The sequence below is a fragment of the Cupriavidus yeoncheonensis genome, assembly GCF_905397275.1.
Lineage (GTDB): Bacteria > Pseudomonadota > Gammaproteobacteria > Burkholderiales > Burkholderiaceae > Cupriavidus > Cupriavidus yeoncheonensis.
This window is the reverse complement of the sequence record NZ_CAJPUY010000019.1, coordinates 62,490-85,552: the sequence shown is the minus strand read 5'-3', so window position 1 is coordinate 85,552 and position 23,063 is coordinate 62,490. Positions and strand designations below refer to the sequence as shown.

21 protein-coding genes are annotated in these 23,063 nt (G+C 64.4%); 12 read left to right on the top strand and 9 right to left on the bottom strand.

What is annotated here, in order from left to right:
- Window positions 1–70 precede the first annotated feature (70 nt).
- Both KHO22_RS23665 and KHO22_RS23660 read left to right on the top strand, forming a co-directional pair.
- Window positions 71–799: a GntR family transcriptional regulator gene (locus KHO22_RS23665; RefSeq protein WP_211949616.1), complete on the top strand. Its 729-nt coding sequence runs from the start codon at window positions 71–73 to the stop codon at window positions 797–799.
- Window positions 800–838: 39 nt separating this feature from the next.
- Window positions 839–1,162 carry a hypothetical protein gene (locus KHO22_RS23660; protein WP_211949615.1) on the top strand — a complete coding sequence of 108 codons (324 nt, stop codon included), beginning with the start codon at window positions 839–841 and terminating at the stop codon, window positions 1,160–1,162.
- A 69-nt stretch (window positions 1,163–1,231) separates the two neighbouring features.
- Here KHO22_RS23660 and KHO22_RS23655 read toward each other — a convergent pair whose 3' ends face one another.
- From KHO22_RS23655 to yddG, 3 genes are all read right to left on the bottom strand, one after another.
- The gene (locus tag KHO22_RS23655) at window positions 1,232–1,543 is read right to left on the bottom strand and encodes a hypothetical protein (protein ID WP_211949614.1); all 312 of its coding nucleotides are present in this window, start codon (window positions 1,541–1,543) and stop codon (window positions 1,232–1,234) included.
- A gap of 263 nt (window positions 1,544–1,806) precedes the next feature.
- Complete coding sequence (locus KHO22_RS23650; protein ID WP_211949613.1) at window positions 1,807–4,173, bottom strand: DNA polymerase II; 2,367 nt, start codon at window positions 4,171–4,173, stop codon at window positions 1,807–1,809.
- Window positions 4,174–4,329: 156 nt separating this feature from the next.
- The gene (gene yddG / locus KHO22_RS23645) at window positions 4,330–5,274 is read right to left on the bottom strand and encodes an aromatic amino acid DMT transporter YddG (protein ID WP_211949612.1); all 945 of its coding nucleotides are present in this window, start codon (window positions 5,272–5,274) and stop codon (window positions 4,330–4,332) included.
- 336 nt (window positions 5,275–5,610) lie between these two features.
- Between yddG and KHO22_RS23640 the strand changes: the two genes are divergently transcribed.
- Window positions 5,611–6,648, top strand: a complete 1,038-nt coding sequence (locus tag KHO22_RS23640) for a patatin-like phospholipase family protein (RefSeq protein ID WP_211949611.1) — start codon at window positions 5,611–5,613, stop codon at window positions 6,646–6,648.
- A 33-nt stretch (window positions 6,649–6,681) separates the two neighbouring features.
- On the opposite strand, the gene KHO22_RS23635 is transcribed toward KHO22_RS23640, so the two are convergent.
- The 4 genes from KHO22_RS23635 to KHO22_RS23620 form a co-directional block, all read right to left on the bottom strand.
- A complete protein-coding gene (locus KHO22_RS23635) occupies window positions 6,682–7,497 on the bottom strand; it encodes an alpha/beta hydrolase (RefSeq protein ID WP_211949610.1) in 816 nt (271 codons plus the stop codon).
- Window positions 7,498–7,631: 134 nt separating this feature from the next.
- Entirely contained in the window at window positions 7,632–8,627 is a 996-nt protein-coding gene (locus KHO22_RS23630; protein WP_230426986.1) for a CapA family protein, read from the bottom strand.
- Between the two features lie 41 nt (window positions 8,628–8,668).
- Window positions 8,669–9,112: a hypothetical protein gene (locus KHO22_RS23625; RefSeq protein WP_230426985.1), complete on the bottom strand. Its 444-nt coding sequence runs from the start codon at window positions 9,110–9,112 to the stop codon at window positions 8,669–8,671.
- A gap of 223 nt (window positions 9,113–9,335) precedes the next feature.
- A complete protein-coding gene (locus KHO22_RS23620) occupies window positions 9,336–9,776 on the bottom strand; it encodes a lecithin retinol acyltransferase family protein (protein WP_211949690.1) in 441 nt (146 codons plus the stop codon).
- A gap of 419 nt (window positions 9,777–10,195) precedes the next feature.
- Between KHO22_RS23620 and KHO22_RS23615 the strand changes: the two genes are divergently transcribed.
- The 6 genes from KHO22_RS23615 (at window position 10,196) to KHO22_RS23590 (ending at window position 17,441) form a co-directional block, all read left to right on the top strand.
- Window positions 10,196–10,567 carry a PHA-granule associated protein 4 gene (locus KHO22_RS23615; RefSeq protein WP_211949608.1) on the top strand — a complete coding sequence of 124 codons (372 nt, stop codon included), beginning with the start codon at window positions 10,196–10,198 and terminating at the stop codon, window positions 10,565–10,567.
- Window positions 10,568–10,809: 242 nt separating this feature from the next.
- Window positions 10,810–11,238 carry a GNAT family N-acetyltransferase gene (locus tag KHO22_RS23610; protein ID WP_211949607.1) on the top strand — a complete coding sequence of 143 codons (429 nt, stop codon included), beginning with the start codon at window positions 10,810–10,812 and terminating at the stop codon, window positions 11,236–11,238.
- Window positions 11,239–11,499: 261 nt separating this feature from the next.
- Window positions 11,500–11,757, top strand: a complete 258-nt coding sequence (locus KHO22_RS23605; protein ID WP_211949606.1) for a hypothetical protein — start codon at window positions 11,500–11,502, stop codon at window positions 11,755–11,757.
- A gap of 560 nt (window positions 11,758–12,317) precedes the next feature.
- Complete coding sequence (locus tag KHO22_RS23600) at window positions 12,318–15,044, top strand: UPF0182 family membrane protein (RefSeq protein WP_211949605.1); 2,727 nt, start codon at window positions 12,318–12,320, stop codon at window positions 15,042–15,044.
- A 156-nt stretch (window positions 15,045–15,200) separates the two neighbouring features.
- A complete protein-coding gene (locus KHO22_RS23595; RefSeq protein ID WP_211949604.1) occupies window positions 15,201–17,210 on the top strand; it encodes an acyl CoA:acetate/3-ketoacid CoA transferase in 2,010 nt (669 codons plus the stop codon).
- A gap of 36 nt (window positions 17,211–17,246) precedes the next feature.
- Window positions 17,247–17,441, top strand: coding sequence for a hypothetical protein (locus tag KHO22_RS23590; RefSeq protein ID WP_230426984.1), 195 nt, complete (start codon window positions 17,247–17,249; stop codon window positions 17,439–17,441).
- Between the two features lie 93 nt (window positions 17,442–17,534).
- On the opposite strand, the gene KHO22_RS23585 is transcribed toward KHO22_RS23590, so the two are convergent.
- Complete coding sequence (locus KHO22_RS23585) at window positions 17,535–18,464, bottom strand: LysR family transcriptional regulator (protein ID WP_420839647.1); 930 nt, start codon at window positions 18,462–18,464, stop codon at window positions 17,535–17,537.
- 56 nt (window positions 18,465–18,520) lie between these two features.
- Between KHO22_RS23585 and KHO22_RS23580 the strand changes: the two genes are divergently transcribed.
- Window positions 18,521–19,510 (top strand): 2-hydroxyacid dehydrogenase, encoded by a 990-nt coding sequence (locus tag KHO22_RS23580; RefSeq protein ID WP_420839646.1) that lies wholly within the window; start codon window positions 18,521–18,523, stop codon window positions 19,508–19,510.
- A 77-nt stretch (window positions 19,511–19,587) separates the two neighbouring features.
- On the top strand, window positions 19,588–20,649 hold the full coding sequence (locus tag KHO22_RS23575; RefSeq protein WP_230426983.1) for a Bug family tripartite tricarboxylate transporter substrate binding protein: 1,062 nt from the start codon (window positions 19,588–19,590) through the stop codon (window positions 20,647–20,649).
- Between the two features lie 20 nt (window positions 20,650–20,669).
- Here the strand turns inward: KHO22_RS23575 and KHO22_RS23570 are convergent, their stop codons facing one another.
- Window positions 20,670–21,665, bottom strand: a complete 996-nt coding sequence (locus tag KHO22_RS23570; RefSeq protein WP_211949601.1) for a LacI family DNA-binding transcriptional regulator — start codon at window positions 21,663–21,665, stop codon at window positions 20,670–20,672.
- 245 nt (window positions 21,666–21,910) lie between these two features.
- Between KHO22_RS23570 and KHO22_RS23565 the strand changes: the two genes are divergently transcribed.
- Window positions 21,911–23,059: an L-talarate/galactarate dehydratase gene (locus KHO22_RS23565; protein ID WP_211949600.1), complete on the top strand. Its 1,149-nt coding sequence runs from the start codon at window positions 21,911–21,913 to the stop codon at window positions 23,057–23,059.
- Window positions 23,060–23,063: the final 4 nt, after the last annotated feature.

Here is a 23,063-nt window from a genome sequence, read left to right as displayed (position 1 = left end):
CTTGCGTCTTGTCGGCAGTGTGCTAGGCGTCTGATAGAATGCCCGGAAAACGACCGTCGTTGGACTTTGCATGCAAGATCCCATTTCTTCCGGCGAAACTTCGTTCGCTTCCGTGCTTCCGAAGGTTGAGCGGCAACGCCTGCATGACACGGTGGTGGGCCACCTGCGCAACTTCATCGTGGAGGGCGTGCTGAAGGCCGGCACCAAGCTCAACGAGCGCGAGCTGTGCGAAACGCTTGGCATCTCGCGCACACCGCTGCGCGAGGCGTTCAAGGTGCTCGCAGCCGAAGGGCTGATCGACATCTCGCCCAATCGCGGCGCGACGGTCGCCAGCCTGTCGGCCACGGAGATCCTCGATACGTTCGAGCTGATGAGCGGCCTGGAGGCGCTGTCGGGCGAACTGGCCTGCGAACGCATCACGCCGGTGGATCTCGCCGAAATCAAGGCCCTGCACTACGCCATGCTGGCGTGCCGCGCGCAGGACGACCTGTCCGGCTACTACAACTACAACCGCCAGATCCACGACCGCATCAACCAGGCCGCCCGCAACAGCGCGCTGCGCCAGACCTACCTGGCCGTGAATCGCAGGCTGCAGGCATTGCGGTTCCGCTCAAACTTCCAGAAAACGAAGTGGGACAGCGCCATCCACGACCACGACGAAATGCTGGTGGCGCTGGAAGCGCGGGACGGCAAGCGCCTGGCGGCGATCCTGCGCCAGCATCTGCTGGACAAGCGCGACGCGGTGCTGAACCTGCAGGCGGCCGAAGCCGAAGCCGCGCCGGCGGCATCGAAGACCTGACCTCACAAACCGTTACAACCTCGCCGGCGCAGAGCCAATATGCTCTCGACCGCAAGCGGCCAGTGGTGGCCAATGCGTGACGGAGCGAACTCAATGGGCAGGATGCGGGTACTCGGGCTGGTGGCGTCTGCAGCGACGCTATGGTGTGCTGGCGGCAATGCGCTCGGCCAGCAGGTCGTGGGCGGGATGGGCGAACCCATTCATCTCGGCGCGTTCGGCACGCATTCGGACAGCCCGCTTGCGCGACGCAATCCGGCAGAGAAGCCATCGGCCAGGGCGCGGCGCGCGCGCAATGCTGAAATGACGGGCGCGCCTGCCCGGCAGGCGACGACACCGACCCTGCCCGGAAGGCATCTGCGCTAGCCTGGGACGGCACGAAGCCGCCTACCCTGGCCGGCGCCGATGCCCTCAACGATGCATCAAGCCGTGGTCCTAGCCGCGGTGATCTTCGTCGTGGTGATTGTCGTGGTGGTTGTTGTGATGATTGTCATGGTGATGATGGTGGCGGTTCCACTCGTCGCGCTCCCACCAGCGATGACCATCCCAATAGCGTTCGCCGTGCCAGCCTACGACCACATGCGTGCTCGCCACGACAGGCGCAGGCCGCTCATAGACCACCGGCGGAGCCGGCTCGACATAGACCGGAGCCCCGCGTTCGTCCACGTACTCGCGCGCCAGCGCAGTCGTAGTGGCCGCCGCGGCGAGCACGCCTAGGGTCAGGCAAGTAGCGTAGCGTCGGAACATGATCTGCCTCCTTGGAAGAATCAGTACCTTCAATCTACGGCGGCAATCCCGCCCCTCATCTGCCACGACGGCTGAAAGGCTTGTCGGTGCTTGTCCGATATCGCGACGGGCAGGCGCGCCGGGCGCGCATCGCGTGAAATTTCTTCCGCTTCGCCGATCTGCCTTGCGCTGAGGCGTTCCAGGCTACAACCGGGGTGCCTCGCGCGGCGCCCGCAAGTTGCGGTCAGCCGCAGCTTCAACGCCCTCTGCTTCAATGCCCTCTTCTACCCCGGGAACAGCGCCATCTGGCCGGTCAGCAGCGTCTCGAAATCGTCGTCGAGGAACGGCAGGATCGCATCGGCAATCGGCTGAAGCTGCCTGGCGACGTAATGGCTGTAGTCGATCGGCGCCGAGCGGGCTTCGAGCGGTTCCGGCCCGGCCGTGGTCATCACATAGCTGATCCAGCCGCCACGCTGATACTGCCGCGGCCGGCCGTGGCGTTCGTTATAGGCATCGGCCATGCGCGCGGCGCGAACGTGCGGGGGCACATTGCGCTGGTAATCATCGAGCTTGCGGCGCAGGCGCTTGCGATAGACCAGCTGCTCGTCAAGTTCGCCGGCCAGCGTGCGGCGCACCACGTCCCTCACGTAGTCCTGGTAGGGCTCGCGGTTGAAGATCTTTTCGTAGAGCGTCTGCTGGAACTGCTGGGCGAGCGGCGACCAGTCCGTGCGCACCGTCTCCAGCCCCTTGAACACCATCTCCACCTGGCCACCAGGCCGCAGCACCTGCCCCGCATAGCGCTTCTTGCTGCCGAGATCCGTGCCGCGGATCGTCGGCATCAGGAAACGCCGGTAGTGCGTTTCGAACTGCAGCTCCAGCGCGCTTTCCAGGCCATGGACCTGCGACAGGTGCTCGCGCCACCAGTCGTTGACGTGTGCGACCAGGCTGCGGCCGATCTGTGCCGCGTCGGCCTCGGTCCGTGCGCGGCGCAGCCAGACGAAGGTGGAATCCGTGTCGCCATAGATGACCTCATAGCCGCGGGCCTCGATCAGGGCCCGGGTCTGCTGCATGATCTCGTGCCCGCGCATGGTGATCGACGAGGCGAGCCGCGGATCGAAGAAGCGGCAACCGCTCGACCCGAGCACGCCGTAGAACGCGTTCATGATGATCTTGAGCGCCTGCGAGAGCGGCTTGTTCCCGTCACGCTTGGCAGCGTCTCTGCCTTGCCAGACCCTGGAGACGATTGCCGGCAGGCAGTGCTTCGTCCGGGAAAAGCGCGCACCGCGGAACCCGGGCACGGAGTCGGCATCGTCCGGATGCGCCAGCCCTTCCACCAGACCGACCGGATCAATCAGGAACGTGCGGATGATGGAGGGATAGAGGCTCTTGTAGTCCAGCACCAGCACCGATTCATAAAGGCCGGGCCGCGAATCCATGACAAAGCCGCCGGGGCTGGCCTCCGGCGCCTTCTCGCCGAGGTTGGGCGCGACATAGCCCTGGCGGTGCATCAGCGGCATGTACAGGTGCGTGAAGGCGGCCACGGAACCGCCGCTGCGGTCCGCCGGCAGGCCCGTCACCGTGGCACGCTCCAGCAGGAACGTCAGCAGCTCCGTCTGCTCGAAAATCCGCGTCACCAGCTCGCAATCGCGCAGGTTGTAGCGCGCCAGGGCCGGCTTGTCGTGTTCGAACATGCGGTCGATGGCGTCCATGCGGTCATACGGGTTGTCGATCGCCTTGCCTTCGCCGAGCAGCGCCTGCGCCACCGATTCGAGGCTGAACGACGGAAAGCTCCAGGTCGCGGAACGCAGCGCCTCGATGCCGTCGATGATCAGGCGCCCGGCGGCGCCCGCGAAATAGTGCTGCTGGCTGGTGTGCTCGCGCCACTCCATTTCCGCGCCGCCACGGCCAAGGCGCAACGGAACCTGGAACTGGCGCGCGTGCTCGTGCAGCACGCGCAGGTCGAACTGGACCAGGTTCCAGCCGATGATCGCGTCGGGGTCGTGGCGGGCCACCCACTCGTTCAGCCTTTCGAGCAAGACCCGACGAGTTGCGCAGTATTCGAGCGAGAAATCGACTTGCGCGGGGTCCGGCGGTGCCGCGCCGAGCATATAGACCTGGCGCTGGCCACAGCCGTCGAGCGCAATCGAGTAGAGATCGCCAAACGCGTTGGTTTCGATATCGAGCGAGACCAGGCGCAGCGTCGGCCGATAGTCCGGCGCAGGCTTCATCTGCGCGTTGCGGAGCACGCCGCTGCTGTCGGCTTCGCCGGCGTACGACACCGGCGCGGTGATGAAGCGCTCCATGAGGTAGCGCTCGTGCGGGCGGATATCGGCTTCGTAGACGTCCACGCCGGCGTCGCGCAGCGCGCGGCTGTGCTGGGCCAGCTGCCGGTACTGGCGACAGTAAAGACCCAGGACGGGCCTGCGCTGGAAATCCTGCAGCCCGAGCGCGCGCAACTCGGCATTGCCGTCGCCTTGCAGCACCGCCTCGGCGCGCTCGCGCTGCGCCTCGGGGACGAACGCGACAGCCGGCTGGGGAGGCAGGCGCAGCAGGCGCGGTCCGTCGTCGGTAGCCAGCCAGACCTCGACTTCCGTACCTGCCGGCGTATCGCGCCAATGCCGGGTCAGGATGAAACCCTGTTGAAGTGCCACGCCGCAAACCTTAAGGAACCGCCTCGGCAGAATTTTAGCGGAGATGCGGGCCGGGAACGGGTCAGGCGCGCAAGACAATGGCCAGCCGCACGAGGCCTGCGACGCGGCTGCAGTGCATCCTGGCCAGGGCATGCCACGGCCAGGCCGCAAGCCGGGCTATGGCTCCCCGGCCCGCTCCGGCGACAGCGCCGTGTCCGGCACCGGAGCCGCTTTCGATGGCCGCCCGCGCGTGGCCAGCCAGCACAGGATCGACCCCGCGCACACCATCGACGCGCCCTTCCAGAACGCCAGCGAAAGCGGGGTCTGCAGCAGCAGGCCCGCCAGTACGGCGGAGAAGACCGGAATGAAGTAGGACGCCCCGGCAAGGACCGTGACGTTGCCGTGCAGGATGCCCACGTTCCAGGCCGCATAGCCGAACCCCATCGCCGAGGCGGCCATGGCCAGGTAGATGACGGCGTGGACGCTGAACGACATCGGCGCGTGTTCCCCGAAGACATACTTGGCCCACAAGGCCAGTGCGGTGAGCATGAAGAACAGCGTAATGCCGTTCTTGCCGCCGGCAATCCGGCTCGTGACCGTGCAATAGGCCGCCCAGATCAACGCGCCCGCGAAGGCCAGTCCGTAGCTGAGCGGATTGTCCCTGACGTTTGCTGCCATGCCGGCGACATCGAGCCCCTGCTCGCCGCCCAGGACCATGCAGATGCCGAGAATGGCGACGAGGAAGCCCGGAATGATCAGGAAGCTGGCCTTCTGCCTGTTGAACGCGATGGCCGACAGCATGGTCAAGGCTGGCCACAGGTAGTTGACCATTCCCACCTCGATCGCCTGCCTGCTGCTATGCGCGTAGCCGATCGACAGGGACAGGCACAGCTCGTAGGAAACGAACAGGATGCTGCCCCACAGCAGATAGCGCCGGGGAAATTCGCCGGGCCTGCCGAAGCCGACCGTCAGGCACAGCAGGACCGATGCGACGGAGTACATCATGGCGGCACCGCCGGTCGCGCCAAGGCTTTCGCTGACGCCGCGGATCAGGCCGACGATGGCACTCCACAATACGATCGCAATAAGCCCGATCAGGGTGGCTTTACGCTTGCTCTGCATGACTGCTGGTTTTGTTCGCCCGCCGGCGGAATGAGAGGGATGCGATTATCCCCTCATCCGGTGCATACGGGGGGGCAGTAGGCAAAGGCCGCAAGGGGCACCCGATGCCGACAGGCAGTTCTCCGGTGGCAGCCAGTTCTTCAGCAGCGCTGCTAAATGGCCTTTCGCGGCACGCTCGGAAGTGCATGCATCGCCTCACGGGAGCGCGTCGCGCGCGAAGACGGGTGCTGATGACCGGTTGGTCTCGATACCTCAGGAAAACTGACCTCGGAGTTTGGGTTCGCCTAAGCTGGTAGTCCAAGGGGCGCGACATGCCCACCAATTCGGGAACAAGCCATGCGAGCAAAGCCCAGGGGCGCCGCGAAGCCCATCGCCCTCGCATTGCAGGGCGGGGGCGCCCATGGCGCCTTTGCCTGGGGCGTACTTGACCGTCTGCTCGAAGACGATCGGCTCGCCATCGAAGGCGTGAGCGCCACCAGCGCCGGTGCAATGAATGCCGTGGTACTTGCCTGCGGCCTGCTCAAGGGTGGGCCGCCAGGCGCACGCACCGCCCTGCACGACTTCTGGCAAGACGTTTCCAGCACCGCGCGGATCTACAGCCCGTTCCGCAAACTGCCATGGCAGATGTGGACGCATGGCGGCTATGGGCTCGACGGCTCGCCGATGTACCTGTTGACGGACCTGTTGCTGCGCATACTCTCCCCGTACCAGTTCAATCCTTTCAACTTCAACCCGCTGAGCGACGTACTTGCCCGCCATGTCGACTTCGACGCCTTGCGCCGGGACTGCCCGATCCAGCTCTACTTGTGCGCAACGAACGTCGAGACCGGCAAGGTGCGGCTGTTCTCGCGCGAGGAAATCTGCCTGAAGGCAGTGCTGGCCTCGGCCTGCCTGCCGTCCCTGTTCCAGGCCGTGGAGATCGACGGCCAGTACTACTGGGACGGCGGCTATGTCGGCAACCCCGCCATCTTCCCGCTGATCTATCACTGCACCACGCGGGATGTGGTGATCGTCCATATCAACCCGATCGTTCGCAAGGGCGTGCCGAAGACTGCCGCGGAGATTCTGAATCGCATCAACGAAGTCAGCTTCAACTCTTCGTTGATCCGCGAGCTTCGTGCCATCAGCTTCGTCACGACTCTGATCCAGGACGGCAAGCTAGACCGGGCCGAGATGAAGGAAATGCTGATCCACGCCATCCGCTCGGACCAGACCATGACGGCGCTCGGCGTGTCCAGCAAGTTCAATGCGGACTGGGTCTTTCTTTGCCATCTGCGCGACCAGGGGCGCAACGAGGCCGAGCATTGGCTGGCGCAGAACTACAGTGCAATCGGCGAACGCTGCAGCGTCGATCTGCGCAAGGAATTCCTTTAATGAGTGTCACACATTCACGGCAATCTGAAGAGCTTATCGAGGCGTGAGTCGCAGCAGCAGGTCCCAGTGCTCCGCTGTAAGGCCGGACATCCAGGTGTTGTGTGTTGCCTTGGGCAACACAAGCAAGTCGGACGGCCCTTGGCTGGCGAGTTGCTCGTGAAGCCTTAGTCCCGCCTGCGGACCAACCAGCTCGTCCTGACCAGCTACCAGCACGGAAGAAAGCCCGTGATAGTTCTTGAGCGCCGCGCTGGAATCAAACGGAGATTTCAATAGCAGGCTGACGGGAACAAACCACATTTTCCGAGCCGCTGTCTCTCGCAGACTGGTGAACGGCGTGATGAGCACCAGCTTGTCCACGCTCTCAGGCATGGCAGCGGCGATTTGCGCCGCCACGCCACTCCCCAGGGACTCGCCAACCAGCGTCACGCGGCCAGGCCAACGCTGGGAAATTTCGCGCATCAAGGCCATCGCAGAGGGAACAATGGTGGCCTGTGACGGCTTTCCCGGGTTGGGGCCATACCCGGGATACTCTGCCAGAACCAGGCGGTACCCCCGCGTGTTGAAGACCTTGGCCAGACTAAGCCGCTCGAAGGCATCGCCGTCATTTCCGTGAAAGAAAAGGGCTGTCTTCGTCGAGGCATCAACGACCGGAGGCTCCACCACAATCGCGTTCACGCCTGGAATAATCTGAGCCCCGGCCTGCACGGCCCGTTCCCTCCACAGTGACGCCTCGGTCGTTATCGGGAAGTAGATGAAGTGGTTCTGGCGCACATACACCCACACCAATATCAGGCAATAGGCCAGCACGGCAATGAGCAGTGTGTTTCTTAAGGCCAGCCGAACTTGCATAGGAAGAGTCATTGTCAATGTGATACACACCAACTCGCGGCACCCTCGGAAAGTAGAGGTTCTCCGGGCGACGTGGATCGCGATTGGCCTCGCCTGTATTGCTCGCCAGCGCCAGCGCGCCATCCAGCACGCCGTCATTCAGAAGCCTTGTTATCCGCCACCCCGCTATCCCCACACACCGTCTTGATCGGCTGACCTCTTTGCCAACAGGAACGGGGCTTTGGCGATGCAGGGTGAGGAATACCCTGGCGGTCGGTACGGGCCACATAGATTTGCCAACGGTGTACCCCGCTCCGATCCACTTCGAGGCGGGCCAGCCACCCGGTGTTGTTGTCTTCATCCTTGAAGCCGTCAAAGACAAAGTTTCCCAGGCTATAGAAGATGGGGCGTCCCTTGTATTGCTCAATGTCCTGGGTAACGTGCGGGTGCCCGCCAATGACTGCATTGGCGCCCGCGTCGATCATCGCATGTGCGAGCCGGCGCTGGCGTGCACTGGCATGATGCTCATGCTCGATCCCCCAATGCATGAATGGTATGACCAGGTCCGCATGATGAAGTCTTCGTGCATTTACGATGTCGGCAATCACCTGTTCATCTTCGCTCCAGGCCAGCCCTGGCGCGGCGTGATCGGCCTCAAAGCTGCGCGGGAAGATTTCGTTGTAGCCAAGGAGGGCAATCCTGAGACCGTTACGCTCGATCAGAAGCGGTGCGTGTGCCTCGGCCAGGTTTCGCCCGCCTCCGAAGTATGAGAGCTTTTGCGCTTCGAGCAGATCAAGCATCTCGGAAAAGGCGTCCCGGCCAAAATCGCCAGTGTGGTTGTTGGCGAGCGAGAGCGCGGTGAAATGGCCCTTCAGTACATTGACCCAATATGGATTTGCGCGAAACGTAAACGGCTTGCGCTCGGGGCGCCCCCTGGAGGCAATGACGCACTCGAGATTGCCAATCCGGATATCCGCGGCATCCAGGATTCGTGCGAAGTCCGCAAACGGATCACGCCCGGCCTTGAAGGTATCCCCTGGAATCCCGTCAAGCATGATGTCGCCGACAAAGGCAAGCGAGACGACCGGGCCGGCGGGCGTCTCGCTCGCCACCGCTTCGCCAACGACGCAGAAGCACAGGAAAGCCGCCACAAGGAATCGTGCAATGGCACGGCCCGACGTGTCACCCCGCACTATGCCGTCCCCGTCAGCGTGCAGCTATATTGCAGTTCCCTTCCAAGCACGGGGGAATAGAGGTAGTTGATCCCTGTGAAAGAGCGGGTCGAATCAGTTGGGGAAGGAACCGCAGGCGGGACGTATTTCGCCTCATGCAGCAGAATGACCCGATCCGAATCCTGGTAGTAGGTATAGAGCTTGATGTAGGCAATGGGCCCGGCTCCGACCATGACTGCCTTGAAACGAAAATATCCGTCTATATCGACGGACTTCACGGAATAGGGATCGGCAGCCTGCCTGAACTCGAATACTCGCGGATTGCCGCCTCCCTGGCTGATCTCGCATCGAATCAGGGGTACTTCGGCGTTCGCTCCGGCAATATGGCATATGCAGAGCGTCATCAATGCAATGACGTTTGCGCCCCAGGACGGGCGGCGAGTGGCAGGGCTGGCCTGACGCATTGGCTGGGTCTGTATCACATGGGCTCTCGCACCGGACGAGCACATGTTACCCAAGCAAATTACCCGTGGTCTAGCGACTGTAAGAGGTTTCTCGGCCCTTGCACCTGACCGGCCAATGCCGACCAACGACCGCTCGCGGCCAACTAAGGCGATCGAGCCTCGGCCGATGCGGGCTACCGGACCTTTCCCCCTCATTCTCGGTTCATTCGCGTCTCAGGGCGTCTCAGGCCGCCGCCGGCGGCGCCTCGGGCGCCAGCCATGCGCCAAGCAGTGCCACCCCGGTCCGGAGCGCCGCCCACGGATTGCGCAGGCAGGTCCTGACCTGTGCGCTGCGGTTCTCGCCGTAGAGGCACCACATGCAGAAGTGCTCGCAGTTGTTGCTCAGCAGGCGATAGCGGTCCTCTCCCAGTCGCGACCGCGCGCGCTGGGCGGCTGCCTCGGTGGCATAAGTCGCGTCCGGCTCCGGTACGATCCAGACCACGCCGCCGATGGCAAATTGGGTGAGGTGGACTTCCTCCACCGGGCCGCGCCCCAGCGCCCGCGACAGCCCGGCGTAATGCACCACCTTGCCGTTGCCGACGTAGATGCCATGGTGGTGATACCCCCGTCGCGGCGTGACCAGATGGGAGCCGACGAGCGGTTGGAGGTGGAAGGACGGGTCCATTTTGAACACTTGGGCAGCAACTTCTTGACCCCAGCGTAGGACCGCTCACTCATTAATGACAATTAAACATCATTACGGTTTGCATTCGGTTTCATTTATATAATTCCGGCAGCGCATGAATCCTCGGAGAGCCGACGGGCGCTCATCGCCTACCCGCGCAATCCTGGAGTTGCGAGTGCATCGACAGTCACCAGGATGCGCATCCGCCAGTGCCGGCTCGAGCATGCACTGGCCCGGCATCCGCCCGAGAGCCAGACCGAGACCCCGCCTTGATGGCGGCTCGGTTCCGCCGCCTCCAGCTTGCAGCCGGGCGCTATCGGGCATCGACGCCCATTCGCTCAATGGACGCATGTGTTCGCTTGCTCAACTCTGCGGTTTGTGAAACCATTCGCGGACGAGCACACCGTCGGGAACGTCCCATGAGCGTTTACGTCGCGCACAATCGAGCCTGTGCCATCGAGCGCATCAATGCTCGCACCGGGGGGACGGTTGACCTGGATTACGAGACGGCGTGGGAGGATGCGCTTGAACTCGCTCACCTTGGGCAGCAATGCGGCGTCGATGTGCAGTACAGAACCGCCGAGCACATCTCCGTAGAATCCGCTGACGCCCTGATCCGAGGCCTGCGCCGGGAGAAGCTTACCTTTCGACAGCGCTACCTCTACTGTCGATTCGACATGACCGCGCTTCCGGAAAAAAGCTTATGCGAACTGGAGGCGCTGGCAATCGCGCATGGGGACTACGTCCTGCCCGGCCACCTGCAGCAAGAAGCAACACTCGTCTGGAGCTAGTCGGCCAGACTTCCCCTCACCAGGTGACATGGCGGCGCCTCATCCGCTCACGACAGCCAGTGCGCTGCAGAGGTCTGCGAACAGACATCCGGGCACCGAAACGTCGACGCGTCTGGCCGAATCTTGTGGCATAGCAAGCATGCGCGGCGAAGCTAGCAAATCTACCTAAGAGCAATCCCTACAGGCGAAATATCCCCGACAACCGTAGCATTCAAGGGCGCACTTGCTTGAAGGAGTGCATCATGCGTCCATACTATGCAACCGAAGCGGACTGGCCGGATATAGAAGCGCTTTTGCGTGCATCCAGCCTGTTCTGCGAGGAGATGCACGACCACCTCGCACAGTACATGATTGCCCGCGACAACTCCGGGCTACTCGGCTGCGCCGGCATAGAGCGATACGAAACGACCGGCGTGCTTCGGACGCTCGCTGTTGCGCAACGCGCAAGGTCGGCGGGACTTGGCGAGCTTCTGGTTGCGGCAATCGTTGCCGATGTCCGGCAGCAAGGTATCGAGACCATCGTGCTGCAGACGAAGAACGCATCCGGCTATTTTGCGCGGCTGGGATTTACGCGAATTGGCGTCTCCGACCTCCCCTCTTCGATCCGCCCATCGCATGAGTTCGACCGCGGTCTGAACGAGATGGGAACACTGATGCAAACATCGCTATAGCGAGACGAGCGGCTTTCTTCAAAGCCCCAAAGCTCACCTGATAGTGCGTGTTGGACGCTGACTCTCACCCGCAGCAAACGTGCGCGTCAACGTCACGGCACACGGACGCATGAATACGTTTCCGGGCGCCAGGAAAAGTCGGTCCCCAAGTTCCTATGGCTGCCCATCCCGCTATGCGTACAAGCGATTTCCATTCTTTCGGGATGGGCGATTGGCGTCTATGCTCGTTGCAGACGGCAAGGCAGACAGCAAAGGATCGCCATGTCCACCATCGTAAAAGGTGAGCATCCGCTACCATCTGTGGCAGATGTCTACCCCGCATGCGCGCTCTATGCGCGCGTGGATTCGTTCGATCTGACCGCTAGCCACGCCTATGGCAACTGGTCGCCTGATGCAGGCCTGGCCGCCCGGCTCGAATGCCCGATCCTGGAGATGGACCCGCGGCAGTACCACTTCTTCGTGGTGCCGCCCGAGGCCACCATAGAAGGCCAAGGCCTGGTGCGGGCCGTGCCGAAGTAGCCATGCAGGCCATGCAGGGGAAGGCCCGGTCATCGGGCAGTCCCAGACCTGGCTTGATGACTTCCACGCCCAGCGAGTGCCTGATGTCCGGGTTCCTGCCCTGCTTCATCTGGTCGACGTTCTCCGAACTCGCACCCGGTTCTTCGGCGTTCAGCATCGCGAACAGGGTCCAGCGCACGATCTTGAGCCACTAACGAGACGCGCCCGCGCGCAAGCGCAGCCGGCAGGCCCTTGCACATGAGGCTAGTGGTCTGTGTGTACCGCGCGCTTCTGCCACCGGAGCAACGACTCGTGTCCGACCGTACCGTCTCAAGCCGCACGGACAAGCGCACCATAGTGCCCACCGCTGCTTATAGGGCTAGAATAGGCAAGACCTATTCGCAATCTGCGGCGGCCATGGCTATCCATTGCCGGAATGGCGGTGCTGGCGCGTTTTGGCGGTATTGCTTTGGATCGGAGCGAAAGCAGCTGGAGATGCTGTTTGCTCGTCGGAAACGAATCTGACAGCGACGCACCATGGCCGCGTCACGGACGATGGTGCGGCAAAAGGAGCATGATCGATGCGCTCGCCAGCGAGGGACACCACGCGCCTGAGACGCCTTGCCGTCTGGGTCGTGGCCGTCATCATCGCGCTGATCGCTGTCGGGAGCATCACCGGCTTCATTGTTGACTGGCTGTGGTTTGCCTCAGTTGGCTACATCGGGGTTTTCCGCACGATATTCACCACCCAGCTGCTTCTGTTCCTCGCCGTGTTCGCAGTTTCGGCGGGTGCGCTCTGGATGTCGGGCTGGCTGGCGCACCGCTGCGCGAAGCCGGCGCAGGCCGGGAACCCGGAGGTGGGCGAACTGGCCGGCGAGATTGCAACGCGCCTGCCGTGGCACCCGGCCATCGCCGGCACCGCCGTGCTTGTGGGGCTGCTCATGGCCGTCGGTGAGCTGTCGAGCTGGGACATTGCGCTCAGCTATCTCAATCAGGTGCCTTTCGGCAAGGCCGATCCGATCTTCGGCAGGGACATCGGCTTCTACTTCTTCTCGCTGCCGGCGTATCTTGCGCTCAGGAACTGGCTGCTGCTGTTGCTGTGCTGTAGCACAGTGATTGCCGCGGTGGTCTACGGGTTGCGCGGCGACATCGCGCTGGCCCAGCCGCCACGCGGAATTTCACCATCAGCCGCCATCCATGGTTCGGCATTGCTTGGCTTGTTCTTCGCGTTGCAGGCGTGGTCCTACTGGCTCGACCGCTTCCTTCTGCTATATGGCGACAACGGCGTCGTGGTCGGCGCAAGCTATACCGACGTGCACGTCGGGCTACCGGTCCTGTGGGTGCAATTCGGCCTCGCCGCCACAGCTGCCGCTGCTTCATGGGCCAACATACGCTGGCGGGACTATCGGGTGCCTGCGGCCGCGGCACTCCTGGTACTCGGCGGCTCGGTTCTGCTCGGTACGATCTATCCGGCGCTGTTCCAGCGTTTCTATGTCAAGCCAAACGAGCTGCAACTGGAGACGCCGTACCTGGAACACAATATTGCGCTGACGCGGCAGGCCTATGGCGTGACGCAGATCGAGACCAAGCCGTTCCCGGTCGAACAGGGCCTGAATCTCGCCTCGCTCCAGGCCAATCGCCCGACCATCGACAATATCCGCCTGTGGGACCTGCAGCCGCTGCGCGATACCTATGCGCAATTGCAGGAGATCAGGACCTATTACAAGTTCCTCGCGACGGACATCGACCGCTACCAGCTCGACGCAGGTTACAAGCAGGTCATGCTGTCGGCGCGGGAGCTGGAACCGGCGCTGATTCCGGCCAACGCCCAGACCTGGGTGAACCTGCACCTCCTGTTTACCCATGGTAACGGTATCGTGATGTCACCGGTCACCGAGAAGTCGCCCGAAGGCCTGCCCTCCCTCTATCTGCATGACATTCCTCCGCTCTCCGACGGCGGCCCGGTCATCCGGGAGCCGCGCCTCTACTTCGGTGAAGGTGGCAAAGGCTATGTCATCGTCAAAGGCAGCGTGCCCGAGTTCGACTACCCCAAGGGCAAGGACAACGTCTATACGGCCTACAGCGGGCGCGACGGCATCGAAATCGGCAGCATCGCGCGCCGGACGCTGTTCGCCTGGCAGCTCGACGATCCCAATATCCTGCTGAGCGGCTATATCACGCAGGAAAGCCGCATCCTGCTCCATCGCAACATCCAGGATCGCGTGCGCACGATTGCCCCGTTCCTCATCCTCGACCGTGATCCCTACGTTGTCGCCAGCGACGGGCGCCTTTACTGGATCCAGGACGCCTACACCACCAGCCGCTGGTTTCCTTATTCGCAGCCCGGCACCGGCAACGGCTACAACTACATCCGCAACGCGGTCAAGGTAGTGATCGATGCATACGACGGTACGGTCAACTTCTACATCAGCGACCCGGCCGATCCAATCCTGCGGGTCTACCAGCGCATCTTCCCGGGCATGTTCAGGCCGCTGGAATCCATGCCGCAGGACCTGCAGCGCCATATCCGCTACCCCGAAGACCTTTTTCTGATCCAGACGCAGATCTACCGCGCCTACCACATGGAAGCGGCGGAAGTCTTCTATAACCGCGAGGATCTCTGGGAGTTCCCGCGCCAGGTGTCGGGCATGGGTGCGGAGAACGCGCATGACGGGCGAATGATGCCCTACTACATGATCCTGCGGCTGCCGGCGGAGCCGCGCGCCGAGTTCGTCCTCATGCTGCCGATGGTGCCCAGCCAGCGCGAGAACATGATCGCCTGGCTGGCGGCGCGCTCCGATCCCCCCAACTACGGCAAGCTCGTCGCCTACACCTTCTCCAAGGAAAAACTGGTCTACGGGCCGTTCCAGATCGAGGCGCGCATCCAGCAGAATACCGAGATCTCGCAGCAGATTTCCCTGTGGAACCAGATGGGCTCACGGGTCATCCGCGGCCATCTCCAGGTCGTGCCCATCGAGAACTCCATTCTCTATGTCTCCCCGCTCTACCTGCGCGCGGAGTCCGGCCAGCTGCCCGAACTCAAGCGGGTGATCGCCGCCTATGGCGACCGCGTGGTCATGGAGGACACCCTGGCCGCGGCCCTTGCGGCGCTCTTCAAGGAATCCGCTCCGGGCGCGCTTCCGACGCAGGGTGCGGCGAACGCCCGCGCCCGCGAGGCGCTCGCGCACTATAACCGTTCCATCGAGCGCCTGAAGGCGGGGGACTGGAGCGGGTTCGGCGCGGAACTCGATGCCCTGCGGCCGCTGCTTGAGGCGCTTGGGGCCGGGGCGGCCGAGGAGCAGAAGTAATGGGTCCGCTAAAACGGGAGCGAAGCCGAGTAGCCTATATTGCGCGCCTTCAGATGCGGCAAGCAGGCTCTCTGGCCGCTACAGTGATGAGCAGTAAAGCTGCCTCCGGAGTTTGCATTCGGCTGAACTGATATTCGCGAAAGGCAAGGTGAGAAAATGAGCACGCAAGGAGGCACGATTCGTCCACAGCTGGCCGTCCACACGCGCGAGAACGGCAAACTGGTCTCGGCACGCGAAGCCGTGCGCCTGATCCGCGACGGCGATACCGTGGCGACCGGCGGCTTCGTCGGCATTGGCTTCGCGGAAGAAATCGCCATCGCCATCGAGGCGCTGTGCGTGGCGCAGGACGACGAGGCGCCAGTCGGCCTGACCAAACCCGCCAACCTGACCCTGGTCTACGCCGCCGGGCAGGGAGACGGCAAGGAACGGGGCCTGAACCATCTCGCTCAGCCCGGCCTGGTGAAGCGGGTGATCGGCGGACACTGGGGCCTGGTGCCAAAGCTCCAGCAGCTCGCGGTCGGCAACCAGATCGAAGCCTACAACCTGCCGCAGGGCGTGATCACCCATCTGTTCCGCGATATCGCGGCGGGAAAGCCGGGCCACCTCTCGCGCGTCGGACTAGGCACCTTCGTCGATCCGCGCTTTGGCGGCGGCAAGCTGAATGAGCGCACCACCGAGGATCTGGTCGAACTGATGCGCATCGGCGACCAGGACTACCTCTTCTACAAGGCCTTCCCGATCAACGTCGCAATCGTGCGCGGCACCACTGCCGATCCGGACGGCAATATCACCATGGAGCGCGAAGCCCTCACGCTGGAAGCCCTGGCGATTGCCATGGCCGCGCACAACTGCGGCGGCCTGGTGATCGTCCAGGTGGAGCGCATCGCCGAACGGGGCTCGCTCAATCCGCGCCAGGTGAAGATCCCCGGTGTGCTGGTGGACTGCGTGGTCCTGGCGCAACCCGAGAACCACCAGCAGACGTTTTCCACGCCTTACAATCCGGCGTTCTCCGGTGAAGTCCGCGTGCCGGTGAGCAGCGTGGCGCCGATGCCGATGAGCGAGCGCAAGGTGATCGCCCGGCGCGCGGCCATGGAACTCAGGCCGAACAGCGTGGTGAATCTCGGCATAGGCATGCCGGAAGGCATCGCCACCATCGCCAACGAGGAAAGGATCCTCGACCTGATGACGCTCACCGCGGAGCCTGGCGTGATCGGCGGCATCCCTGCCGGAGGCTTGAACTTCGGCGCGGCGGTCAATCCGCACGCGATCATCGACCAGCCCTATCAGTTCGACTTCTACGACGGCGGCGGACTCGATCTTGCCTTCCTCGGGCTGGCACAGGCCGATCGCATGGGCAACCTGAACGTCTCCAGATTCGGGCCGCGCCTGGCCGGTGCCGGTGGCTTTATCAACATCAGCCAGAATGCGAAGAAGGTCGTGTTCGTCGGCACCTTCATGGCGGGCGGCAGCGAGATCGCGGTCGTCGACGGTCGGCTCGAGATTCACCGCGATGGCATCGCAAGGAAGTTCGTCCAGGAGGTGGAGCATCGCACGTTTTCCGGCCCTCACGCCGCCGCCGCCCTCAAGCCGGTGCTCTATATCACCGAGCGTTGCGTATTCGAACTGGGCGCGCAAGGACTGGAACTCATCGAGATTGCGCCTGGCGTCGATCTGGAGCGCGACATCCTGGCAAAGATGGACTTCGTACCGATCGTGCGCTCGCCTGCCCTGATGGATGCGCGGATTTTCAGCCCCGAGCCGATGGGACTGCGCGCAGACGTGTTGCGCCTGCCGCTGGAAGCACGCGTCAACTACGACGAAGACAAGAACATCCTGTTCCTGAATTTCGAGCAACTCGAGGTCAAGCGCGCGGAGGACATCGCGGCGATCCGCGCGCAGGTATGCCGAGTCTGCGAGCCACTGGGCCACAGGGTCTATACCGTCGTCAACTACGAAGGTTTTGTTCTCGACCGCAGCGTGGAGGATGCCTACGTTGAAATGATCGATGAAATGGTGCAGCGCTTTTATATGGGCGTGACCCGCTTCACCACCAGCGCCTTCATGCGCGCCAAGCTCGGCGATACCCTCGCCCGACGCGGGCTTGCTCCCTATGTCTACGAGACCGAGGCCGAGGCGAAGGCGTACCTGCGCGACCAGTCGGTCTGACGCCCGGGCAGTCAACTCGTGCTACGATCCGCGCAAATGAAAAAGCCCATCTACTACACCTGCCAGAACCAGTCCTGCGGAACCCGCTGGGAATCCACCGAAGTGGTCGTCGTCAACGAGGGCCAGGGCCCGCTGTTCCGCTGCCCGATCTGCGGCGCGCGCAATGCGCTGGCCGCGCGCGAAGAGGGCGGCGTGACTGTCTATCGCCAACGCCGGACAACCGGCTCCTGACGCAGCGACACCGGATCTGCCGCAGTTCCGGTGGTATTTGCCTGGACCCATACGCGCATGTGACGGCGGGAAGTTCCCCCGGCGCCATGCGGCTCAGAATTCTGCCGATTGCGTCGAGCCATGGCCGTCAGGGCCAGACAGGTACGCCGCGGCAAATTCCGCAAACACCGGACAGGCCGGATTGTGGTTCGCATCGCGCCAGACCAGATGCAGTTCGGCCCGTACATCGTCGCGCCAGATCGGCCGGAACACCACGTCCGGAAAATGCAGATGCTGCGCCGACGCCGGCACCAGCGCCACGCCCAGCCCCGCGCGCACAAGCGCAAGAACACTATGGGTCTGGCTCATCTGCTGCACCACGCGCGGGGGCCGTCCCGTTCCGGCCAGCACGGAACCGATCAGGTCATGGAAATACTTGCCCTCCGTGGCCGAGTACTGGATAAACGGCTGCCCCGCGAGGTCTCCCCCCGCGATGCGCTCGCGCGCCGCCAGCGCGTGCGTCGCCTGCACGGCAAGCAGCAGCGGCTCGCTGACCGCCGGCCTGCACTGCAAGTCGGGATCCATGTCGGCGAGCAGCCGCAGAAAGCCAAGGTCGATGGTGCCCGCCCGCAAGGCGTCGATCTGGGCGACCGACACCAGTTCATGCAAGGTCACTTCGATCTCGGGCAAGGCCTCGCCGGCCCTGGCGATCAGGTTCGGCACGAGGTCGTAGCCCGCCACGGCGGTGAAGCCGATGCGCACCTTGCCGCTTGCGCCCCGGTCGATCCGCCGCGCCACGTCCACCGCATGGCCAGCCAGTTCCAGCAGCCGCCGCGCGTCGTCGAGCAACGCCGTGCCCGCTGCGGTCAGGCGCACCACGCGGCTGTTGCGGTCGAACAGCCGCACGCCGAGCGACTCCTCCAGCATGCGGATCTGCCGGCTTAGCGGCGATTGCGTCATGAAGAGCCGCGTTGCCGCACGGCCGAAATGCAGCTCCTCGCCCACGGCGATAAAGCAGCGCAACTGGTTCAGGTCCGGGATCATTGCATCATGCCAGGAATTGGATTGATCGATGCAAACTATAGCTTAGACATGCATTGATGGCGTTTCTATACTCGGGCAGATCGACAACCCCGCCGAGATGCCCGCCAGTGAAACCCGCCATCCTGCTCACCCAGCCCGTCGTCCCCAGCCTTGAAGCCGGCCTCCAGGCGGCCTATGAGATCCACCGCCTGTATGGCACCACCTCGCCCGACGCGCTGCTCGACGAGATCGGGCCGCGCGTCGAGGCGGTCGTCACCGGCGGCTCGCTGGGCCTGAAGGAAGCGGTGATGCGCAGGCTGCCGGCGCTGAAGATCGTTGCGGTGTCGGGTGTCGGCACCGATGCGGTCGACGTGTCCTATGCACGCGAGCGCGGCATCCACGTCACCACCACGCCGGACGTGCTGACCGCCGATGTCGCCGACCAGGCCCTCGGCCTGCTGATCTCGGTGTACCGCCGGCTGACCGAAGCGGAGCGCTACGTACGTGCCGGCCAGTGGGGCAAGTCATCCCTGGCGCTCGCGCGGCGCTTCAGCGGCAAGCACATCGGCATCGTCGGCCTCGGCCGCGTGGGCCGTGCGATCGCAGTGCGCGCGGCGGCGTTTGGCTGCCCGTTGTCGTACACCGACCTGCGCGCACAGCCCGATGTCCCCTACACCTTCCTGCCGGACATCGTCGCACTGGCCACCCATTGCGATGCGCTGGTGCTGGCCGCGTCCGCCGACGGCGCGAAGCCGGTGGTCGATGCCGCCGTGCTCGATGCGCTGGGGCCCGACGGCGTGCTGATCAATGTGGCGCGCGGACGGCTCATCGACGAGCCGGAGTTGGTGCGTGCGCTGCAGACAGGCCGCATCGCCGGCGCCGGACTGGACGTGTTCGCCGACGAGCCGGCCGTGCCGTCCGCGCTGCTCGGCATGGACAACGTCGTCATCCAGCCTCACCGTGCCAGCGCCACGTGGGAGACGCGCGATGCGATGGGCGAGATCGTGCTCGCCAACCTGCGCGCCTGCCTGGCCGGCGAGCGTCCGCCGACCACTGTGCTGGCATAAGCGCCGGCCCTGCCCCCCCCCCAATTGCCTCATTGAACAGGCGCCACAGAGCGCCGTGACAAGATCCAGGAGACACCATGCAATACCGCGCATTCCCGGCCCTCGCGACCACCCCGGCCATCCCGGCTGTTTCGGCCTTTTCCGCCGCTCGCGCCGCCCGTTCCGCCCGGCTGCCAGCGCTGGGCCTGCTGGCCGTGGCCACGCTCGTCACCCTCGCGCCCCAGCCGGCGCAGGCCGGAGGCGCCTATCCCGAGAAGCCGGTGACCATCGTCGTGCCCTTCCCGCCCGGCGGCGGCACCGACACCGGCGCGCGCCTGCTCGCGCAGCGCCTGACCGAGCTGTGGGGCAAGGCGGTCGTCATCGAGAACAAGCCCGGCGCCGCCGGCCAGATCGGCAGCGACTACGTGGCCCGCGCCAGGCCGGACGGCTATACCCTGCTCATGGGCAACGTCGGCACGCACTCGATCAACCCGTCGCTGTACAAGTCGTCCTATGAGACGGTCAAGCACTTCGCCCCGGTATCGCTGGTGGCCGAACTGCCGCAGATCATGGTGACCGCCCCCGGCAACCCCGCCGCCACCGTGTCGCAGGCGATTGCGGCGGGCAAGCGCGAGCCGGGCAAGATCACCTACAGCAGTTCCGGCAGCGGCAGCTCGATGCATCTCGCCGGCGCCATGTTCGCGCGCCAGGCCGGCGTCGACATGCTGCACGTGTCCTACAAGGGCGGCGGCCCCGCCGTGTCCGATGTGATGGCCGGGCACGTGAACTACACGTTTGCGACGCTGTACGAAACCATGGGCATGATCAAGGGCGGCAAGCTGAAGGCGGTGGCCGTGACTGGCGACAAGCGCGCGGCCGCCATGCCCAACGTGCCGACGGTGGCCGAGGCCGGCCTGGCCGGGTACGAAGCGGTCTCATGGATCGGCCTGCTGGCCCCGGCCGGCACGCCGCCGGCGCTGGTTGGCAAGATCTCGCAGGACGTGCGGGCGGCGCTCGCCGATCCCAAGGTGAAACAGATGCTGATCGATCAGGGTGCCGTGCCGGCGGGCAGCACGCCGGAAGCCTTCGCATCGCTGATGGCGCGCGATACGATGCGCTATGCGAAGCTGATCCGCGAGCTGGGGATCAAGGTCGAGTGAACCCGTGAATCAGGCGCGCCTCACGTCGAGCCGCGTTCGACGATGCGAAACCCGACATCGACGACCGGCTCGGCGACCGGCTCGCCGCGGCAGCGGTCCAGCAGCAGGCGCGCCGCCCGCGCACCGATGGCGGCGCCATCCACCTGCACCGTCGTCAGCGACGGATTCAGGTGCGCCGCGAAATCGGCATCACCGAAGCCGCAGATCGCCAGGTCTTCGGGGATGCGCAGCCCGCGTGCCAGCGCCTCGACCATGACGCCCTGCGCGAGCTGGTCGGAACTGCAGTAGACGGCTTCGATCTGCGGATCCTTCGCCAGGAGATCGGCCAGGGCCTGGCGCCCGAGCGCCAGGCTGCTGGGCGCCGGAACGACGACGGTCGGGACGTCATGCCCCACCGTCGAGACAAAGCCCTCGCGCCGCACCGACGCGCGGTGATCGTCGCCGGTCGCGATGCCCAGGCGGCGCCATCCCTTGCCCAGGAAGTATCCCGCGATGGCACTGCCCACCTTGAGGTGGGAGAACCCGACCACCATGTCGACCGGCCTGTCACTGAGATCCCAGGTCTCGACGACCGGGATGCCGGCGCGCCGCAAGCGCTCGCGCGAGGCCTGCGAGTGGACCAGCCCGGTCACGACGATCCCGTCCGGACGGCGGCTGATCATGGTCCCGAGCAGCGCCTCTTCGCGCGCGTGGTCGTAGCCGGTCTGCCCGAGGATCAACTGATAGCCGGCCGCGTCGAGCGCATCGGTCAGCGCCTTTAACGTCGGCAGGAACTGCGCCACCGCGATATTCGGCACAAGCGCGGCCACCATCAGGCTGCGCTTCGACTTGAGCCCGCCAGCCAGCAGATTGGGGATATAGCCGGTTGTTTCGACCGCCTTCCGCACCCGCGCAATGGTCATCTCCGACACCATGCCAGGGTTGCTGAGCGCGCGCGACGCGGTAATCAACGAGACGCCGGCCTCACGCGCCACGTCATGCAGCGTCACGGATTTCGGCCCATTGGAATTCGACATGCGGGTCCTGAGTCAGGGTAAATCGCTACCGGCGCGGCGCACCAAGGCGATTGACGCTCGGGAATGACAACGTTAGCATTTCCACCATTCCCGCGGCGGCGTCCGCTCGTTACCGATTGGTACAGGGGCCGCCGCACGTGGATCAGGGATGACGCATGGATTATATCAGCCCTGCTTGCGCCAGAATGATAACGTTATCATTTTGTGATCAGAAACCCGATCCCTTTTCCTTGCTGCCCGCCCCCATGACGAACCCTGCCGCTCCCTCCGCCGACGCCATCGCCTCGATCCGGCTCTCCTCGTGCTACCTGCCGCTGGCCACGCCGATCAGCGATGCCAAGGTCCTGACCGGCCGCCAGAAGCCGATGACCGAGGTGGCCATCCTCTTTGCCGAGATCCGGACCCGGGACGGCCACGTAGGCATTGGCTTCAGCTATTCCAAGCGCGCCGGCGGACCCGGCCAGTTCGCGCATGCCAGCGAGATCGCTCCGGCGCTGATCGGCGAAGACCCGAGCGATATCGCGCGGCTGTGGGACAAGCTTTGCTGGGCGGGCGCGTCGGTTGGCCGCAGCGGCCTGTCGACGCAGGCCATCGGCGCGTTCGATGTCGCGCTCTGGGACCTGAAGGCCAGGCGCGCGGGCCTGTCGCTGGCCAAGCTGCTGGGCGCCCATCGCGACGCCGTGCGCTGCTACAACACCTCGGGCGGCTTCCTGCACACGCCGCTCGATCAGTTGCTGGTCAACGCGGCGGCGTCGGTGGAGCGCGGCATCGGCGGGATCAAGCTGAAAGTCGGCCAGCCCAACGGGGCGCTCGACATCCAGCGCGTGGCAGCCGTGCGCGAGCGTCTCGGCGATGCGGTGCCGCTGATGGTCGACGCCAACCAGCAATGGGACCGTCCGACCGCGCAGCGCATGTGCCGCACGTTCGAGTCCTTCAACCTCGTCTGGATCGAAGAACCGCTGGACGCCTACGACCACGAAGGCCACGCCGCGCTCGCCACGCAATTCGACACGCCGATCGCGACCGGTGAAATGCTGACCAGCGCAGCCGAACACTGGGACCTGATCCGGCATCGCGCCGCCGACTACCTGATGCCCGATGCACCGCGCGTCGGCGGCATCACGCCATTCCTCAAGGTGTGCGCGCTGGCCGAGCATGCGGGCCTGATGATCGCGCCGCATTTCGCGATGGAGTTGCACGTGCACCTTGCCGCGGCTTACCCACGCGAGCCCTGGGTCGAGCACTTCGACTGGCTCGAACCGCTGTTCAACGAACGCCTGGAGATCCGCGACGGCCGCATTGTCGTACCGACCCGGCCGGGCCTGGGCATCACGATCAGCGAACAGGCGCGCGCCTGGACGCGCGAGCAGGCTGTATTCGGCGAGCGCGCCTGACATC

Excerpts from the sequence above, each read along its gene's own strand:
- KHO22_RS23620 (WP_211949690.1), bottom strand. The coding sequence starts at position 9,776 with ATGGACCCGTCCTTCCACCTCCAACCGCTCGTCGGCTCCCATCTGGTC.
- KHO22_RS23605 (WP_211949606.1), top strand. The coding sequence starts at position 11,500 with ATGTCCACCATCGTAAAAGGTGAGCATCCGCTACCATCTGTGGCAGAT.
- KHO22_RS23615 (WP_211949608.1), top strand. The coding sequence starts at position 10,196 with ATGAGCGTTTACGTCGCGCACAATCGAGCCTGTGCCATCGAGCGCATC.
- KHO22_RS23575 (WP_230426983.1), top strand. The coding sequence starts at position 19,588 with ATGCAATACCGCGCATTCCCGGCCCTCGCGACCACCCCGGCCATCCCG.
- yddG (WP_211949612.1), bottom strand. The coding sequence starts at position 5,274 with ATGCAGAGCAAGCGTAAAGCCACCCTGATCGGGCTTATTGCGATCGTA.
- KHO22_RS23585 (WP_420839647.1), bottom strand. The coding sequence starts at position 18,464 with ATGATCCCGGACCTGAACCAGTTGCGCTGCTTTATCGCCGTGGGCGAG.
- KHO22_RS23580 (WP_420839646.1), top strand. The coding sequence starts at position 18,521 with ATGGCGTTTCTATACTCGGGCAGATCGACAACCCCGCCGAGATGCCCG.
- KHO22_RS23665 (WP_211949616.1), top strand. The coding sequence starts at position 71 with ATGCAAGATCCCATTTCTTCCGGCGAAACTTCGTTCGCTTCCGTGCTT.
- KHO22_RS23590 (WP_230426984.1), top strand. The coding sequence starts at position 17,247 with ATGAAAAAGCCCATCTACTACACCTGCCAGAACCAGTCCTGCGGAACC.
- KHO22_RS23595 (WP_211949604.1), top strand. The coding sequence starts at position 15,201 with ATGAGCACGCAAGGAGGCACGATTCGTCCACAGCTGGCCGTCCACACG.
- KHO22_RS23660 (WP_211949615.1), top strand. The coding sequence starts at position 839 with ATGCTCTCGACCGCAAGCGGCCAGTGGTGGCCAATGCGTGACGGAGCG.
- KHO22_RS23635 (WP_211949610.1), bottom strand. The coding sequence starts at position 7,497 with ATGCAAGTTCGGCTGGCCTTAAGAAACACACTGCTCATTGCCGTGCTG.
- KHO22_RS23625 (WP_230426985.1), bottom strand. The coding sequence starts at position 9,112 with ATGCGTCAGGCCAGCCCTGCCACTCGCCGCCCGTCCTGGGGCGCAAAC.
- KHO22_RS23570 (WP_211949601.1), bottom strand. The coding sequence starts at position 21,665 with ATGTCGAATTCCAATGGGCCGAAATCCGTGACGCTGCATGACGTGGCG.
- KHO22_RS23655 (WP_211949614.1), bottom strand. The coding sequence starts at position 1,543 with ATGTTCCGACGCTACGCTACTTGCCTGACCCTAGGCGTGCTCGCCGCG.
- KHO22_RS23640 (WP_211949611.1), top strand. The coding sequence starts at position 5,611 with ATGCGAGCAAAGCCCAGGGGCGCCGCGAAGCCCATCGCCCTCGCATTG.
- KHO22_RS23610 (WP_211949607.1), top strand. The coding sequence starts at position 10,810 with ATGCGTCCATACTATGCAACCGAAGCGGACTGGCCGGATATAGAAGCG.
- KHO22_RS23565 (WP_211949600.1), top strand. The coding sequence starts at position 21,911 with ATGACGAACCCTGCCGCTCCCTCCGCCGACGCCATCGCCTCGATCCGG.
- KHO22_RS23600 (WP_211949605.1), top strand. The coding sequence starts at position 12,318 with ATGCGCTCGCCAGCGAGGGACACCACGCGCCTGAGACGCCTTGCCGTC.